Here is a 14,947-nt window from a genome sequence, read left to right on the forward strand (position 1 = left end):
ATCACGCCTTGGGGCTTGCGTTTGCTGGGCCGCCACGGCCGCTAAGACAAAAGCCCGTCACCCGATACAAATTGCGACATTTTAACGGGTGACGTGACAAATTTGCGGGACAAAACTCCCCGATAAGCATCACCAAGGACGGCAGGGCGCCGTTCGTGACAGATGCCTTGAAGGAAGATCGATGATCCGCAAATTCTTGACCTCGGTGGCGGTTGGCTCGCTGTTCGTCGGCGGGCTTGCCGCCTCCCATTTCGCTTTTGCCCAGGATGGCGGCCCGGAACACGGCCCGCGCGGCGGCATGCTGATGATGGCCGATGCCAATCATGACGGCGTCGTCACCAAGGCGGAACTGACCGCCGCCCTGGAAGCGCGTTTCGCCAAGCTCGACGCCAATCATGACGGCAAGATCGATCAGGCGGACCGCGACAGCATGCGCCAGCAGCGGCTCGAAGAGCGCTTCGCGGCGATGGATACCGACAAGAACGGCCAGATCAGCAAGGCGGAATTCATGGCCGCCCATCAGGGCCGCGACAGCATGCGGGATCATAGAGGTCCGGGTGGCCGCGGCTGGGGCCATGGCGAGCCGGGCCGCGGCATGATGCGCGGCGGGCCGGACGGCGACATGCAGAAGGATGGCGCGATCACCAAGGCCGAATTCATGGTCCGCCCGCTCGCCATGTTCGACAAGGCCGATACCAACCATGACGGCAAGGTGACGGCGGACGAGATGAAGGCCGCGCGCGCCGCATTCCGCGACGGCTGGAAGGACCGCAAGGGTCCGCCGCCTCCGCCACCCGCCAACTGAACCGAACCGCAGCCGGCGCGGGGCGATCCCTCCCCTCCCCCCTGCGCCTCGCACCGGCCGCGAGAGGAAGGGCGAAGGTTCAGACCTCGACCTTCGCCCTTCCAACCCACCTGATGCCGTGACAAGAAGCCCGTTATGAGCGAACGACCCCATTTGCTGCTCGTCGACGACGAGCGTTCGATCCGCGAGCCGCTGGCGCAATATCTTGTCCGCAACGGCTTCCGCATCACGGCCGTCGAAAATGCGGCGGAGGCGCGAGTGCGGCTGAACGCCAACGCCATCGATCTGGTGGTGCTGGACATCATGATGCCCGGCGAGGACGGGCTGTCGCTGTGCCGCCATATCCGGGAAACCAGCGAAATCCCGGTCATCCTGCTTACCGCGAAGTCGGAGGAGACGGACCGCATCGTCGGGCTGGAAATGGGCGCGGACGATTATGTGCTGAAGCCCTTCTCCCCCCGCGAACTGGTGGCCCGGATCAAGGTGATCTTCCGCCGCGTCGCCACGGGGGGGCAGCGCGTGACCGCCCCGGACGGCGCGACCTATGCCTTTGCCGACTGGCTGCTCAAGACGCAGGAACGTACGCTGGTCGACAGCGAGGGCGTGTCGCTGCCGCTATCCACGGCCGAATATAATCTGATGCTGGCCTTTGCGACCCGGCCCAATCAGGTACTCAGCCGCGATCAGTTGCTCGACATCACGCAGGGGCGGGAAGCCAATGCCTTCGACCGCGCAATCGACAACCAGATCAGCCGGCTGCGCAAGAAGATCGAACCCGATCCCAAGAATCCGACACTCATCAAGACCGTCTGGGGCGGCGGCTACACCCTGTCGGCGGATGTGCGCAAACTGTGAGGACGCTTCGCCTTTGGCCGCGCAGTCTGGTGGGACAGATCATCCTGCTCGTGGCACTGGCCCTGTTCGTGGCGCAGGCGATCAATTTCGCCATGCTGCTGCGGGAACGCAAGCGGCTGGAACTGACGGCGCAGACCGCGCCGGGCGTCTACCGCATCGTCGATGCGCTCGACAATCGGACGCAACGCCCAAATGCCGATAATGACAGGCCCGCCCGTGCCCAGTTCGTGGCCGTCGTACCAGCGACAACCGGGCAGGCGCGACCGGATATCGAACAGCGCGCCATGACGATGTTCACCGACATGGGACTATCCATCCGCTCGGTGCATGTGACGGAGGACAGCCAACATCTGCCGCCGCGCCGTCGGGATACGCGGCGGTCGCGTGCGATGGGCGCAATGCCGGAAGGGCCGCACCCGACCCGGATCGTGATGGCAGCCGAATATGAGCCGGGGAAATGGGTCGTCACCCAGTCGCGCAATGGCGACCGGACACCGCGATTCGGCGGCTGGCTGATCGCCCAGACCCTGATTCTCTATGTCATCGTGCTTGCGCCGTTGCTGTGGGTCGGGCGGCGGCTGGCGCGGCCGTTGCGGCAATTGACCCGGTCGGCCGAACAATTCGCCCGCACCGGCTCCGCCGACCCGGTCGAGGAACGCGGGCCGGGTGACGTGCGCCAGCTCACCACCGCCTTCAACGCGATGCGCAGCCGCATCTACGCGATGCTGAATGAAAAGGACCGGATGCTCGGCGCCATCGGCCATGATCTGCGCACGCCGCTGGCCTCTTTGCGGGTGCGCACCGAATCGGTGGAGGATGAAGGCGAGCGCGCCCGCATGTCCGAGACGATCGATGAGATGAACCGGATGCTGGAGGACATATTGTCGCTGGCCCGCGCCGGACGCAGTAGCGAAGCCCAGCAGAAGGTCGACATCGCCGCGCTGGCCGATGCGGTGGTCGAGGATTTTCTGGAGCTGGGATCGCCGGTGGACCTGAGCGACAGCGCACGGGCCGTCGCCAATGTCCGGCCGCAGCAGATTCGCCGGGCGCTGCGCAACCTGATCGAGAACGCCATCGTCTATGGCGAGCGGGCGCATGTGTCCGTGGAGCATGGCGATGGCGCAATCCGCCTGATCGTCGCGGACGACGGCCCCGGCATCGCGGAAGGGAGGATGGAGGAGATGATGGAACCCTTCACCCGGCTGGAAGGATCGCGCAACCGGGAGACGGGCGGCGCGGGGCTGGGGCTGGCGCTGGTCCGGGCCATCATGGCCGAGCATGGCGGCGCCTTGAGGCTCGCCAATCGCCCACAAGGCGGGCTGGAAGCCAGCCTCGTCCTACCGGCCTGAGAGGCGGTTCACCCTAAGGCCGCTCATCCCATCGGACAAGGTCCGGCCGCCCCTTGCTATCGATCGCCAGCTCGCCAAATGCGCCTGTCCGCAGCTTGAGGGAAACGAGCGGCAGGCCCAGCGCCAGCAGCGCGAAACGCGCGGCGCCATTGCTGGTGACGAGCAGCTCGGCGCCCTCATCCCACTGCGCGAACCAGCTCTTCCAGGCCACGATGCGGGCTTCGGCGTCGACTTTCCAGCCGTCCGGGGCGATGGCCTGCTCATCCCATGCCGTCAGGGCTTCCGGTCCCAGGCGGGCCAGTACTTCGGTTTCGGGACGGCCCTCGTCGGGACCATGGTCGATCTCATTGAGCCAAGGGAGCGGTCCACCGACCGGCACACCCATGGCGGCGGCGATCCGGTTGGCGGTTTCCTGGGCACGGAGAAGCGGGCTGCTGTGAAGACAGCGGACGGGAAGAGCACGGGCGGCGAAATATTGGCCTAGGCGATCGGCCTGAACGCAGCCGCTCTCCACCAGCGGGATGTCCGTTCCGGCACCGATACGGCACGCCTCGGCACTGCTCGCGAACGTGTTGCCGTGGCGGATGATGAAAATGCGGCGCATGGGAAGCGGTCAGCCCGGATTGAGGGGCGGCGTAGGATCGCCATGGGCCGCGATCAGTGCCTCGACACGCGTGATGTCGGCTTCCGTATCGATGCCGGAGCTGTCGAAGCGGGGCGGCGCGACCGGAACGGTGGTGACGGGAATACCCAGTTCCAGAAGGCGGAGCTGCTCCAGACCTTCCAGATTTTCCAGCGTGGTCGGTGCCGTCGCCTCAAAGCGGGTGAGGGCATCGAGCGTGTAGCCATAAAGGCCGATATGACGCCAGACCGGCGAGAGCGCTTCGGTCCGGCGCAACGCATCCTCGTTGCGGATGGCGGGAATGATGTTTTTCGAGAACCAGAGCGCCCGGCCATCGGGCGCGCGGGCGCAGGTGGTGCCACTGAAGGGCGAGCGGGCCTTATGCTCGCGCAACGCATCGAGCGCGGACCAGTCGAGAGCGATGACGGGGGTGGCGACCTCCGCCCCCATCTCCAGCGCGGCAATGACGGCGCGCAGCGCACCTTCGGGCTGGAACGGCGAATCGCCCTGGAGATTGACGACGAAGCGTGGCGGCCTCGCGCTTTGTCGCGCCGCGGCGAGCGCCCGGCCGGAGCCGGTGGCGATCGCGCTGTCGGTCATTGCCGCCCTGCATCCTGCGGCACCTGCATGCGCCGCGATTTCCTCGTCATCCGTCGCCACCAGCAGTTCCGCATCGCGCAAGCCGGCCGTCGCCGCGCGGGCCATGGCGATGGTCCGGTGCAACAGCGTGCGGCCCGCGATCGGGCGCAACGGCTTGCGCGGCAGGCGTGAAGAGCCTGCACGAGCCGGAATGACGATCAGCATGGGACCTGTCAGGCGACGCCTGCGTGGAGAAGATCGTGCATGTGGATGGCGCCGACTAGCCGATCCTTCTCACACACGAAAAGGAGCGTGATATTATGGTCGTGCATCAGGCGCAGCGCTTCGGACGCCAGTTCCTCCGGTCCGACCGCGAGCGGCTGTACGGTCATGTAGCGTCCCACCGGCTCGTTCATATGCCGGGTGCCGGTGACGGTGCGGCGCAGGTCGCCATCGGTAAACGCGCCGATCAGTTCGCCCTTGCGGTTGACGACCGCCGTTCCGCCCAATCGGGCGCGGGTCATCTCGATCGTCGCATCGAGCAGCGAGGCGTCCTCTTCCACCCGCGGCACGTCCGTGCCCAGCGCCATGAGCTCGCGCACCTTGATAAGCTGCGCGCCCAAACGGCCATTGGGATGGAATTTGTGGAAATCGTCCGCCGAAAAACCGCGCATTTCCATCAGTGCGATGGCCAGCGCGTCGCCAAAGGCCATCTGGATGGTGGTGGATGTCGTGGGCGCCAGCGAGTTGGGGCAGGCTTCCCTGACATTCGGCATCAGGATGCAGATGTCGGCAGCCGCAGCGACCGTGCTGGTGTCCCGCGCGGTCATGGCAAGCAGCGGAATGGCGAAGCGCTTGCAATATTGGATGATAGGGCCGAGTTCGCTGGACTCGCCGGAGTGCGACAGCATCAGCACGACATCATCCGGCGTCACCATGCCCAGATCGCCATGCCCCGCATCGGCCGGATGCAGGAAGATGGCGGGCGTGCCGGTCGAGGTGAGCGTCGCCGTCATCTTGCGCGCGACGATGCCGCTCTTGCCGATGCCCGTGACGATCACCCGGCCGCGAACATTGATGATGACGCCGACCAGACGCAGGAAGGTGGCGGAAAATTCCCGTTCGGTGAACTGGGCTTCCAGGGCGTTAAGCCCCTCTGCCGCGATGGATAATGTGCGGCGCGCACTTTCCGAAATACGTCCGCCTGAGCCGAATGGCACGATTTTCGATACTGTAGACACGCGTAAGCCCTTTTTTCCATCGTCGCCGCCGGTTTTCCCGCTGACGAAAATGGCGGCGGACCACCGCCCCACGGTGTACCGCCCTATTTTTTGTTCCGCGACCCGACCGGTTCGAACGAACCGGACCCAGGCAGGATGGATAGGCATTTTGGCCCGATAATGGCAATCGCTTTCGCGAGTGCGAACCAAGATTTACGCGTATTTCATGCCACAATCGCCGAAAAAGCGATCAGTTGCACAAAACTGCGTCTGCTCACGGAACCTTTCCGCCTGATGCCGGTTTTGGGCGCCTTCAATCGTGGTAGGCGCGATACCAGTCAACGAAGCGCGGCACGCCGATCTCGATCCCGGTGGTTGGCGCAAAGCCGATGTCCGTGACGATGGCGCTGATGTCGGCGTAGGTCGCGGGCACGTCACCCGGCTGCATCGGCTGGAAGTCGATCTGCGCCTTGCGGCCGCAGGCCTCCTCCAGCACGGCGATGAGGTGCATCAGTTCCTCCGGCCGGTTGTTGCCGATATTGTAGAGCCGGTGGGGCGAACGGCTGCCCCCCGCCTTGGCCGCGCCGTCATCTTCCGGCGCATGGTCAAGGCAGCCGATCACACCGCTGACGATATCGTCGATATAGGTGAAGTCGCGCTGCATCCGGCCATGATTGAAGACCGGGATGGGCTGGCCCGCCAGAATCTTCGACGTGAAGATCCACATCGCCATGTCGGGACGGCCCCACGGGCCATAGACAGTGAAGAAACGCAGGCCGGTCATCGGAATGCGGAAGAGATGGGCATAGGTCTCGCTCATCAGTTCGTCCGCCCTCTTGGTCGCGGCATAGAGCGAGACGGGATGGTCGGCGCGATCCTCGACCCGGAAGGGCAGGCTGTCATTGCCGCCATAGACCGAGGAAGAGGAGGCATAGACCAGATGCCGCACCCGCCGCTCCCGTGCGACTTCCAGCATGTTGACATGGCCCGCCAGATTGGAGCGGACATAGGCATGGGGATTGATCAGCGAATAGCGCACCCCCGCCTGTGCGCCCAGGTGAACGATGGCGTCGATGGGATGGCCATGAAGCGCCGCCTGAAGCGCATCCATGTCGGCAAAGTCCAGTTCCGCGAAGGTGAACAGGCCGCCATGACGCTCCTGCAGCGCCGCGACCCGATCCCGCTTCAGCGATACCGGATAATAGTCGTTCATATTGTCGATGCCGTACACGGCCCGACCTTCAGACAGCAGCCGGTCCGCCACGGCCATGCCGATGAAACCGGCGGCGCCAGTCACGAGGATTGTCATGCGGCCTTGTCCCGTCTTGCACTTTGGGGGGCGTCGACCCCCTTCCTATTGCCTGCTTCACAGACAATCCGGCACAAGATGTAAAGGGCTTTCCCCATAAGCGCCCCTGCCCGTCTCCAAAAATCCCGGCGATTAGCTATTCCATAATCATTCCTGCCTATGGCGAGACCCATGGACATGGCCTCCCATCCCGCCCTGACGGCGGCGCGCGCCTATGCGCCCACGCAGCGTTTGCGCTGGACCGCTTTGGCGGAAGCAGCAGCAGAGGCCAACGCCTTCTACATCCCCGAAATGCTGTGCGCGGCGCTGGATCATCTGGCCGACAGCACGGTGCACGTGCTGGAGGCGCAGCAGGACGGCGAACTGATCGGCCTGATGCCGGTGATCGTCGCCGGGCGTTACGGGCGGCTGCCGACGGGCTGCGTCACCAACTGGATGCATGACCATTGCTTCTTCGGCGCGCCGCTGATTCGCCGGGGACAGGAAGCGGCGGCCTGGCGCGGCTTGCTGGAGCAGTTGGACGATGCGCCCTGGGCGCCGGGCTTCCTGCATTTGCGCGGACTCGACGCAGCGGGCGCCAATGCGGCGGCGCTGGAGGCGCTGTGCGTCGAGCAGCGGCGCGGGCGGCGCGAGGTGCATCGCTATGACCGGGCGATGCTGCGGTCCGAACTGGATGCCGACGCCTATTGGGAAGCCAATGTGCGCGCCAAGAAGCGCAAGGAATTGCGGCGCCTGCAGAAGCGATTGGCCGATCTGGGCACGGTCGAAAGCCGGTTGCTGACCGACGCCGTGGACCTTTCCGGTTGGTGCGACGAATTTCTGGCGCTGGAAGCGTCCGGCTGGAAGGGTGCGGAAGGAACGGCGCTGGCGTCGCGGCCGCAGGATGCGGCCTTTTTCCGGTCGGCCTGCACGGCGGCGTTGGAGAGCGGATTGCTCCATTTCCTGCGCATGGACCTCGACGGGCGGGCCATCGCCATGCTGGTCAATTTCCGCCATGGCGAGGGCGCCTTTTCCTTCAAGATCGCCTTTGACGAGGCATTGGGCCGCTTCTCGCCGGGCGTACTGATCGAGATCGCCAATCTGCATGCCGTGCAGGGCGATCCGGCAATCGGCTGGATGGACAGTTGCGCGGCGGCGGACCATCCGATGATCGACAGCCTGTGGGCGGAACGGCGGACCATCACCCAATATCGCATCGCCCTGCGGGGGCAGGGTCTGGCGCGGGCAAGGCGCGAAGCCGCTTTCGCGCTGGCCAATGGCGTCGAGGCACTGGGCCGCCGCCTCAAAGGACAGGGTTGAAGGGACAGAAATGAACGCGCACAAGGCAATCGAAGCGGCGGTGTTTTCCGATGACGCGCGGGCGGCCTTTGCGGCGGCCTATCCCGACAGTGCGGCAAAGCTCAGCCATGGATTGGCGGGGCATGATCTGTTGACGCTGGAAGCATTGGCGGCGCTTGCGGAGCGGATGCCGGCGGCGTCGGTCGAATATAATCTCGGCAAACTGCCGCTCGGCGTGCGGCCGGAGGATACGCCGTCGAACGGGCTGACGCTGGGCGAGACGATCCGCACCATCGACACCAACGGCAGCTGGGCCGTGCTGAAGAATGTGGAGCGCGACGCGGCCTATGGCGCGCTGCTCGACCGGGCGCTGGGCGAACTGGTGCCGCTGGTGGACAGGCAGACCGGACCGATGCTGCATCGGGAAGCCTTCATCTTCCTCTCCTCGCCGGGGAGCGTGACGCCGTTCCACATGGACCCGGAGCATAATATCCTGCTCCAGATCCGGGGGGAGAAGACCATGACGGTCTTTCCGGCGGGCGACGAGGAACTGGTGCCCGCGATCCAGAGCGAGAGCTTCCATGCAGGCGGGCACCGCAATCTCAATTGGCGGGAAGCGTTTCGGGATCGCGGAACGGCGGTAAGGCTGCTGCCGGGCGATGCCATTCACGTGCCGGTGAAGGCGCCGCATTTCGTGGAAAATGGCCCTTCAGTGTCGATCAGCCTGTCCGTCACCTGGCGGTCGGAGCGGAGCGTGGCCGAGGGCGAGTTGCACAGCTTCAACGCGCTGCTGCGTCGGCGGAAACTGCCGACCGGGCGGATCAGCGCGACGCCCGAGGTGCAGAGCGTGCGGCGGCTGGCCTATCGCATCATGCGGAAACTGGACGCTTAAGGACTTTGCGGAGCAGGGCTTCGGCCTCCAGCCGAGGGCTGAAACGGTCGATCTGCCACCATTCCAGCGCCTCTTCGCGCGTGGCGAGGCTTTGCTTGTAGCGATCCTTGCCAGCGAGCAGGGAATAGAGCGACAGACCACGCCCGGCATAATGGTCGACAGCGGCGGCGTGGCAGAGCAGGCCGGGCTTGTCCTTGGCGCTGCGGGGAGGTGCAAAGGCGGACTGGTAGTTCATCGCCACGCCATCATGGATGAAGTTCAGGAGCAGGCCGACGACCCCATCCTTGCCCGTCATACGGAGCAGTTCAACGGCATCGCCACCCCGGACCGTGATCATCGCGACGAAATGGCGGAAGGCTTCGTCATCCCAGGCATTATCGGCATGGCGCCCCCGGTTGAGAGCCTGCATCTCCGCCAGCCAGGGATCGATGTCGGCGGGCGCCGCCGCGTCGATACGGGGCAGCGCGCCGCTATGATCCTTCATCGCGCGGCGGATCTGGCTGCGGCTGTTGGAACTGAGCAGCGACAGATAATCGGAGGCGCGGACAGCTTCGAGATCGACCTGATAGACCGGGGACAGGTCGATCCGGCTCTTGCGGCGGGCGGGGATATTCAGCAGCGGCGATCCGGGCGCGACGCCACTGAGGCGCAGGCTGCGCCAGTCACGGCGTTTGCACAGCGCCCGGAGCGCGGCCTCCATCGCCTCCCCTTCTTTGCCTCTGGCGGCGAGCAGGCCATTATATTCGATGAAAGGCCGGTCGGCCCCCGGATCGCCGGACTGGTTCAGCGAAAGGGTCGCGCTGCGGCCGAGCAGCCGGGATTGCATGGCGCGACCGAACAGGGCGAGCGCGACATCCTGCCCCGCTTCATCCGTGATCGCGAGCAATTCGGGGCGAGCGCCATAGCTTTCCAGCCATGCTCCCATCCAGGTCCAGCCAAGGAAGAAGCCACCGTCGGCCCGCGCCTCCAGCGCCTGCCAGCGGGGACCGAGGGCCGCAAGATCGGGCAGGCGGAGGAACTGGGCGGTAAGGGCCATGGACCGCTCTTGTGGCAGAGCGACGGCAGGGGTCAAGCGGCGCTTATATCAAGGTGCCGCGCGGGTCTTACAATTCCCTTCGCAGGCCCGGATCGACCGAACCGTCGGGCCGAACGCCAGCCTGCGCCAGCTCCTTTTTCATGCGGCCGGTCAGGAAGCGGAACCACATCACGAAATCGGCGCGCAGCGACAACAGCGGATAGCGGAAAGTGGCGGGGCGGTTGCGTTCGATCAGACTGTGGCCAAGCCAGGCGAAACCGTAACCGGCCAGCGGCAATGCGGGAACCATCCACCATCGCCCGGTGACGGGCAAGGACACGGCCAGCAACACGACGATGCTGGTGCCGGCATAGTGCATCGCCCGCGTGCCGGGGTGCGCATGTTCCTGCAGATAATAGGGCCAGAAGTCCCGGAACGCTGCCTTGCCGTCCATTGCCTCCCCTCCTCGATCACCATGGCTATCGGGAAAGCTGATTAATGTTAAGACGGATGCGTCAGGCCGTGTGCCGATCGGGGGCGAACAGGAAATAGTCATAGGCTGCCCGCGCCGCTTCGGCCATGATGCGGTCGCGCATCTGATGCCCCTTATAATCCTTCATCACGAAAACCGTAATGGCAAACAGGCGACCGTCCGGCAAAGTGATGATGCCCACATCATTGCCGATGCCGTTCAGCGTCCCCGTCTTGTGCGCGATCCGGGTGCCGGGCGGCAACATGGCGCGCAGCCGGTCCTTGCCGGTCTTGCACCGTTCCATGATCGACAGCAGCATCGCCGTGCTCTGCGGCTTCAGCGCCTTGCCGGTGCGGATCGCGACCAGCAGGTCGTCCATCGCGCGCGGCGTCGCAGTGTCGCGGGGGTCCATGGCAAAGCCCAGATTGGGCATGTCGCGGGCGTCGCGCTGGGCAGCGGAGAGGCCGGCTTCCATCGCGCTTTCATCGCCAAAGCCGCTGCCCGCCACCTTGGCGCGGGCGAGCAGGTCGCGGGTATTGCTGTCGACGCGCAGATTCCTGACGCCGATCGAGCGGACCCAGTCATTGACCGCCTGCGGCCCGCCCGTGCGGGCGACCAGAGCGTCGGTGGCTTCATTGTCGCTCTGCGTCAGGCTCATTTCGAGCAGGGTGCGCACCGGCAGCGGATGCCCGAGGCGCGTCAGCTTTTCATCAAGGCTGAGACTGCCCGCATCGAGCAGGGAGAAGATCTTGGCCGCGACCGCCACCTTGTAGGTGCTGGCCATCGGGAACAGCGTATCGCCATTATAGGCCAGCGTCTCGCCCGTGGAGAGGTCCCGCACGGCGATGCCCACCGTACCGTCGGTCAGCGTCGCGAAGCGGGCGAATTCCCCCATCAGGCGGGATTCGGCGCTCTGCTGCACCGGATTGGGGGTCGGGCCGAAGGCATCGGCGGTCGGCAGCGGGGCAAGGAACAGCGCCAGAAAGGCGCAATAACGGCTGGCGGTACGAAGGCGTGGCATCCGTCCCCTTTCCTCGATTCGCCGGTTGCGGGCAAGGGGCTGTTGACAGCGGTTCGGCGCACGGTTCATCACCCCGGCCCATGAGCGATACCATCAAGCTGGACGAGAGCTGGCGCGCGCCGCTGCTCGGGGAATTTGGAAGTCCCTATATGCAGGGGCTGAAACAGTTTCTGGAGGCGGAAAAGGCCGCGGGGAAGCGCATTTTCCCCAAGGGCAGCGAATATTTCCGGGCACTGGACCTGACGCCGCTCGACCGGGTGAAGGTCGTGGTGCTGGGGCAGGACCCCTATCATGGCGAGGGGCAGGCGCATGGCCTGTGCTTTTCAGTGAAGCCGGGGGTGCGCACGCCGCCGTCGCTGGTCAATATCTACAAGGAATTGCAGAGCGACCTGGGGCTGACGCCACGCCGCCATGGCTTTCTGGAGCATTGGGCGGAGCAGGGCGTCCTGTTGCTCAACAGCGTGCTGACGGTGGAAATGGGCAAGGCCGCCTCGCACCAGAAGCGCGGCTGGGAACAGTTCACCGATGCGATCATCCGGCTGGTCAACCAGAAAAGCGAGCCGGTCGTGTTCCTGCTGTGGGGCGCCTATGCGCAGCGCAAGGGCGATTTCGTCGACGGCAAGCGCCATCTGGTGCTGAAAGCGGCGCACCCCTCGCCGCTCTCCGCGCATAATGGCTTTCTGGGATGCCGGCATTTTTCGCAGGCCAATGCCTTTCTGGACGAGAAAGGACGCGGGGCGATCGATTGGGGTTTGCCGGAGCAGGTGTAAAGCGAAGTGCTCCTGCGCGGGCAGGAGCACTTCGCGCCTAGAAGTACAGCTTCGCGCCCAGCCGCAGGGTGCGCGGCTCCATCACGCGGCTGAGGCGGCCTTCGACCGGCGCGCTGTCATAAGCGGGAACATAGGATTCATAATAATAGGCGATGTCCTTGTCCCGGCTGTCGAAGATGTTGAGCAGTTCGCCATAGAGTTCGATCCGCTTGCTCTTCCAGGCCGCGCGGGCATTGACGACGGTGCTGCCCTTGTCTCGAAGGCTATTGTCCTCGATCAGCGGATAGGGGCCGAGATGGCGGAGGCGGATGCTCGCTTCCCAGGGATCGCGGAGGATCGCCACACCGCCTGAAGCGGCATTTTCGAAGGCGTTGGGAATCCGGTCGCCATTGTCGTAACGCGAATGGCTGGCGGTGTAGTTGCCGTCCAGCGCGAGCCAGGAAAATGGGCGCCAGAAGGCGACCAGTTCATAGCCGCGCCGCTTGCTGGCCCCGGTCGGCTCGACGGCATTGCTGTCGCCCACGAAGCGCAGTTCGCTGCCGACATCCAGCCACCAATAGGTCGCGGTGAGCGAGAGGCTGCCATATTGGACGCGCCCGCCCAGTTCCTTGCCGATGCCGCGCACCAGCACCGGAACAGGCGTGTCGACATTCACCGCGCCGCGCACATCATTGGAATGAAAGCCCCGCCCCCAATTGGCGTAGAGTTCCAGATGCGGCGTGACCCGGTAGGCGACCGACGCCTTGGGCGAGAGGATGGCGTCATGGCCGCTGCCCTCGCCCAGCGCCTGCGCGGCGGCATCCCCGGCGCGGACGCTGTAATGATAATAATCGCCGCGCAGCCCGCCGATCAGGCGCAGGCCGGGTAAAGGCTGCCAGTTCGCTTCGCCATAGAGGGCGGCGGACAGTTGCTCGACATGATAGCGGCCGAGCGAGAAGAGGAACTGCCGGTCCGCGCTGCGGTCGACGCCGACATTGCCGATATGGTCGAAGCGGTTCTCGGTGCCGATGCTGAGGTTGAGGGTCGAGGCGACATCCCAGTTCTTCGAGGCGGTAAGGCCGGTGATCCAGCGGCGGTCATATTGGTGGATCTGCGCGCTGCGGCCGTCCGGATCGGCATAGGTGGGATTGCTGAACATCGCCCAGTCGTAGAACTGGACATAGGCGTTGGCGCGCCAGCCCGGCTGGGTGACGGCGACATTGCCGACGATCCGCGTGGTTTCGCCCCGCGCAGAGGGATCGGGCGAGCAGAAGACATCGGGGCAGACGGGGGAGCCGATGATCCGCTCTGGAATCTGCTCGGTCGGGCGCCAGGTGCCGCGATAGGCGTGCAGGGTCGCGTCCAGTTCGCCTCCGCCAAGCGGCACGCGATATTTGGCGAAGCCGCTATAATGACGCAGATGCTCCGCCTCTTCCCAGGGGCCGTCATAGCGCTTGGCCTGCGCCACCAGCGTCAGGTCGCCGGGTCCCACGTCCTTGATCGTGCCGCCCGCCGCCAGTCGGCGCGAGCCGTAGGAGCCGCCCTCCACCGCGATCCACGGGCGCGTAAAGCCATCAATCGTGGTCATATAGGCTGCGCCAGCCAGCGCGAAATCGCCGCCATCGGCGCGATAGGGGCCTTTGCGAAAATCCTCCCGCGCGACGATTTCGGGGATCAGGCCGTTCAGGTCGAGATAGCCCTGACCATGACCGTGCGAGCGGAAATTCATCTGCACGCCGTCGATATAAGTGGTGAAGTCCGATCCATGGTCGAGGTTGAAACCGCGCAGGAAATATTGGTTCGCCTTGCCGCTGCCCGAATGCTGGGCCGCGACCATGCCGGGCACCGCTTCCAGCAGTTCGGCGACGCGCAGCAGCGGGCGGACCAGCAGGTCGGCGCCGCCGACGCTGCCCTCGCTCGCGGCATGGGCGACGCCGATCTTTTCCTCGCCGCGTCCGAAGACGACGATATTCGTGGCCGGCGCCTCTTCGGCGGCGGGCATTTGGGCCAGCGCCGGCGGGGCGATGCCCGCAGCGATCAGGGTGGCGATCAATCCATATTTCACAATCATGTCCTCCGGCGCCTGCGACTGCCGGGGGAGACCTGCCGTCCGGGACGACCGGCGCGCGAAAGCAGCCGGACGCCATCAAGCGACCGCCACGCGAACCGAAGCGGCCTCCACCGCTCGTTCGTCGCTCAGACGGAAAGACACCGTGCCGCGGCCATCCCCTGGACCAGGGCAAGAGCGACCAGACGCAGGCAGGTCTCCTGGCTCACGGGTCATCGCTTGAAACATGGCCTTCCCAGGCCTCGCAGGGTTTAGCGTCCGGCCCAGTGGCTGATCCCTCGCGCTCCGGAAGGATCGATATGCCTCTCGCTCACCGCTTACAGTTGCAGGGACAGCCGGGGATTTGCACCCCATTCCCTATTAAGCCCCTCTCGGGACACCGGCGCGATCGGGAATGGCTCATAGGCACGCTTTGCGGGGATGGGAAGATGGGATAGAGGCGACCCATGCATTTCGACGATCAACTCCACCGCTATTTCGGCGTCCGCGACCTGGATGCGCTCACCCCTGATGCGCTGGCCGCCGGGCTGGAGCATATGCGCGTCGATTTCGGGCTGGAAACGGACAGGGCACGCCGCTTCGCACTCTGGTCGCTGATGGTCCTGCTGGGCGCGGCGCCCGATCTGGAGGAGGCGTTCGAGGACCCGGCGGACCGCGACGCGGCGCGCGACTTCATGGAAATGATGGAGCGGGCCGAAAGCGACGGGGACTAG

15 protein-coding genes and 1 riboswitch are annotated in these 14,947 nt (G+C 65.3%); of the genes, 7 read left to right on the forward strand and 8 right to left on the reverse strand.

Annotated features, from left to right (window positions below; all coding sequences use genetic code 11):
* The first annotated feature begins 181 nt into the window (after positions 1 to 181).
* The 3 genes from HUK73_RS11180 (at position 182) to HUK73_RS11190 (ending at position 3,009) form a co-directional block, all read left to right on the forward strand.
* Positions 182 to 805, forward strand: coding sequence for an EF-hand domain-containing protein (locus tag HUK73_RS11180; RefSeq protein ID WP_176591970.1), 624 nt, complete (start codon positions 182 to 184; stop codon positions 803 to 805).
* A gap of 135 nt (positions 806 to 940) precedes the next feature.
* Positions 941 to 1,660: a response regulator gene (locus HUK73_RS11185; protein ID WP_176591971.1), complete on the forward strand. Its 720-nt coding sequence runs from the start codon at positions 941 to 943 to the stop codon at positions 1,658 to 1,660.
* Positions 1,657 to 3,009, forward strand: a complete 1,353-nt coding sequence (locus tag HUK73_RS11190) for an ATP-binding protein (protein WP_176591972.1) — start codon at positions 1,657 to 1,659, stop codon at positions 3,007 to 3,009. Before HUK73_RS11185 ends, HUK73_RS11190 begins: the two co-directional genes overlap by 4 nt.
* A 13-nt stretch (positions 3,010 to 3,022) precedes the next feature.
* On the opposite strand, the gene HUK73_RS11195 is transcribed toward HUK73_RS11190, so the two are convergent.
* The 4 genes from HUK73_RS11195 to HUK73_RS11210 all read right to left on the reverse strand — a co-directional run bounded on the left by HUK73_RS11195 (position 3,023) and on the right by HUK73_RS11210 (position 6,739).
* Positions 3,023 to 3,613 carry a histidine phosphatase family protein gene (locus HUK73_RS11195; RefSeq protein WP_176591973.1) on the reverse strand — a complete coding sequence of 197 codons (591 nt, stop codon included), beginning with the start codon at positions 3,611 to 3,613 and terminating at the stop codon, positions 3,023 to 3,025.
* A gap of 9 nt (positions 3,614 to 3,622) precedes the next feature.
* A complete protein-coding gene (kdsB, locus tag HUK73_RS11200) occupies positions 3,623 to 4,435 on the reverse strand; it encodes a 3-deoxy-manno-octulosonate cytidylyltransferase (RefSeq protein WP_176591974.1) in 813 nt (270 codons plus the stop codon).
* Between the two features lie 8 nt (positions 4,436 to 4,443).
* The gene (locus HUK73_RS11205) at positions 4,444 to 5,451 is read right to left on the reverse strand and encodes a KpsF/GutQ family sugar-phosphate isomerase (protein WP_176591975.1); all 1,008 of its coding nucleotides are present in this window, start codon (positions 5,449 to 5,451) and stop codon (positions 4,444 to 4,446) included.
* Between the two features lie 292 nt (positions 5,452 to 5,743).
* Positions 5,744 to 6,739, reverse strand: coding sequence for an NAD-dependent epimerase/dehydratase family protein (locus HUK73_RS11210; protein WP_176591976.1), 996 nt, complete (start codon positions 6,737 to 6,739; stop codon positions 5,744 to 5,746).
* Positions 6,740 to 6,910: 171 nt separating this feature from the next.
* On the opposite strand from HUK73_RS11210, the gene HUK73_RS11215 reads away from it, so the two are divergent.
* On the forward strand, positions 6,911 to 8,038 hold the full coding sequence (locus HUK73_RS11215) for a GNAT family N-acetyltransferase (RefSeq protein ID WP_176591977.1): 1,128 nt from the start codon (positions 6,911 to 6,913) through the stop codon (positions 8,036 to 8,038).
* 10 nt (positions 8,039 to 8,048) lie between these two features.
* The gene (locus HUK73_RS11220) at positions 8,049 to 8,909 is read left to right on the forward strand and encodes a cupin-like domain-containing protein (protein ID WP_176591978.1); all 861 of its coding nucleotides are present in this window, start codon (positions 8,049 to 8,051) and stop codon (positions 8,907 to 8,909) included.
* Here the strand turns inward: HUK73_RS11220 and HUK73_RS11225 are convergent.
* The 3 genes from HUK73_RS11225 to bla form a co-directional block, all read right to left on the reverse strand.
* The gene (locus HUK73_RS11225) at positions 8,887 to 9,945 is read right to left on the reverse strand and encodes a GNAT family N-acetyltransferase (RefSeq protein WP_176591979.1); all 1,059 of its coding nucleotides are present in this window, start codon (positions 9,943 to 9,945) and stop codon (positions 8,887 to 8,889) included. The genes HUK73_RS11220 and HUK73_RS11225 overlap by 23 nt on opposite strands.
* A gap of 67 nt (positions 9,946 to 10,012) precedes the next feature.
* Positions 10,013 to 10,378, reverse strand: coding sequence for a DUF962 domain-containing protein (locus HUK73_RS11230; RefSeq protein WP_176591980.1), 366 nt, complete (start codon positions 10,376 to 10,378; stop codon positions 10,013 to 10,015).
* Between the two features lie 61 nt (positions 10,379 to 10,439).
* Positions 10,440 to 11,417 (reverse strand): class A beta-lactamase, encoded by a 978-nt coding sequence (gene bla, locus HUK73_RS11235; RefSeq protein ID WP_176591981.1) that lies wholly within the window; start codon positions 11,415 to 11,417, stop codon positions 10,440 to 10,442.
* 80 nt (positions 11,418 to 11,497) lie between these two features.
* Here bla and ung point away from each other — a divergent pair, with 80 nt between their 5' ends.
* Positions 11,498 to 12,187, forward strand: coding sequence for a uracil-DNA glycosylase (ung, locus tag HUK73_RS11240; protein WP_176591982.1), 690 nt, complete (start codon positions 11,498 to 11,500; stop codon positions 12,185 to 12,187).
* Positions 12,188 to 12,224: 37 nt separating this feature from the next.
* Here ung and HUK73_RS11245 read toward each other — a convergent pair whose 3' ends face one another.
* Positions 12,225 to 14,168, reverse strand: a complete 1,944-nt coding sequence (locus HUK73_RS11245) for a TonB-dependent receptor (RefSeq protein ID WP_255326354.1) — start codon at positions 14,166 to 14,168, stop codon at positions 12,225 to 12,227.
* A gap of 238 nt (positions 14,169 to 14,406) precedes the next feature.
* Positions 14,407 to 14,633, reverse strand: a riboswitch (cobalamin riboswitch).
* A gap of 47 nt (positions 14,634 to 14,680) precedes the next feature.
* Between HUK73_RS11245 and HUK73_RS11250 the strand changes: the two genes are divergently transcribed.
* A complete protein-coding gene (locus tag HUK73_RS11250) occupies positions 14,681 to 14,947 on the forward strand; it encodes a hypothetical protein (protein WP_176591984.1) in 267 nt (88 codons plus the stop codon).

Origin of the sequence: Sphingobium sp. EM0848, assembly GCF_013375555.1 — a bacterium.
Classification (GTDB): domain Bacteria; phylum Pseudomonadota; class Alphaproteobacteria; order Sphingomonadales; family Sphingomonadaceae; genus Sphingobium.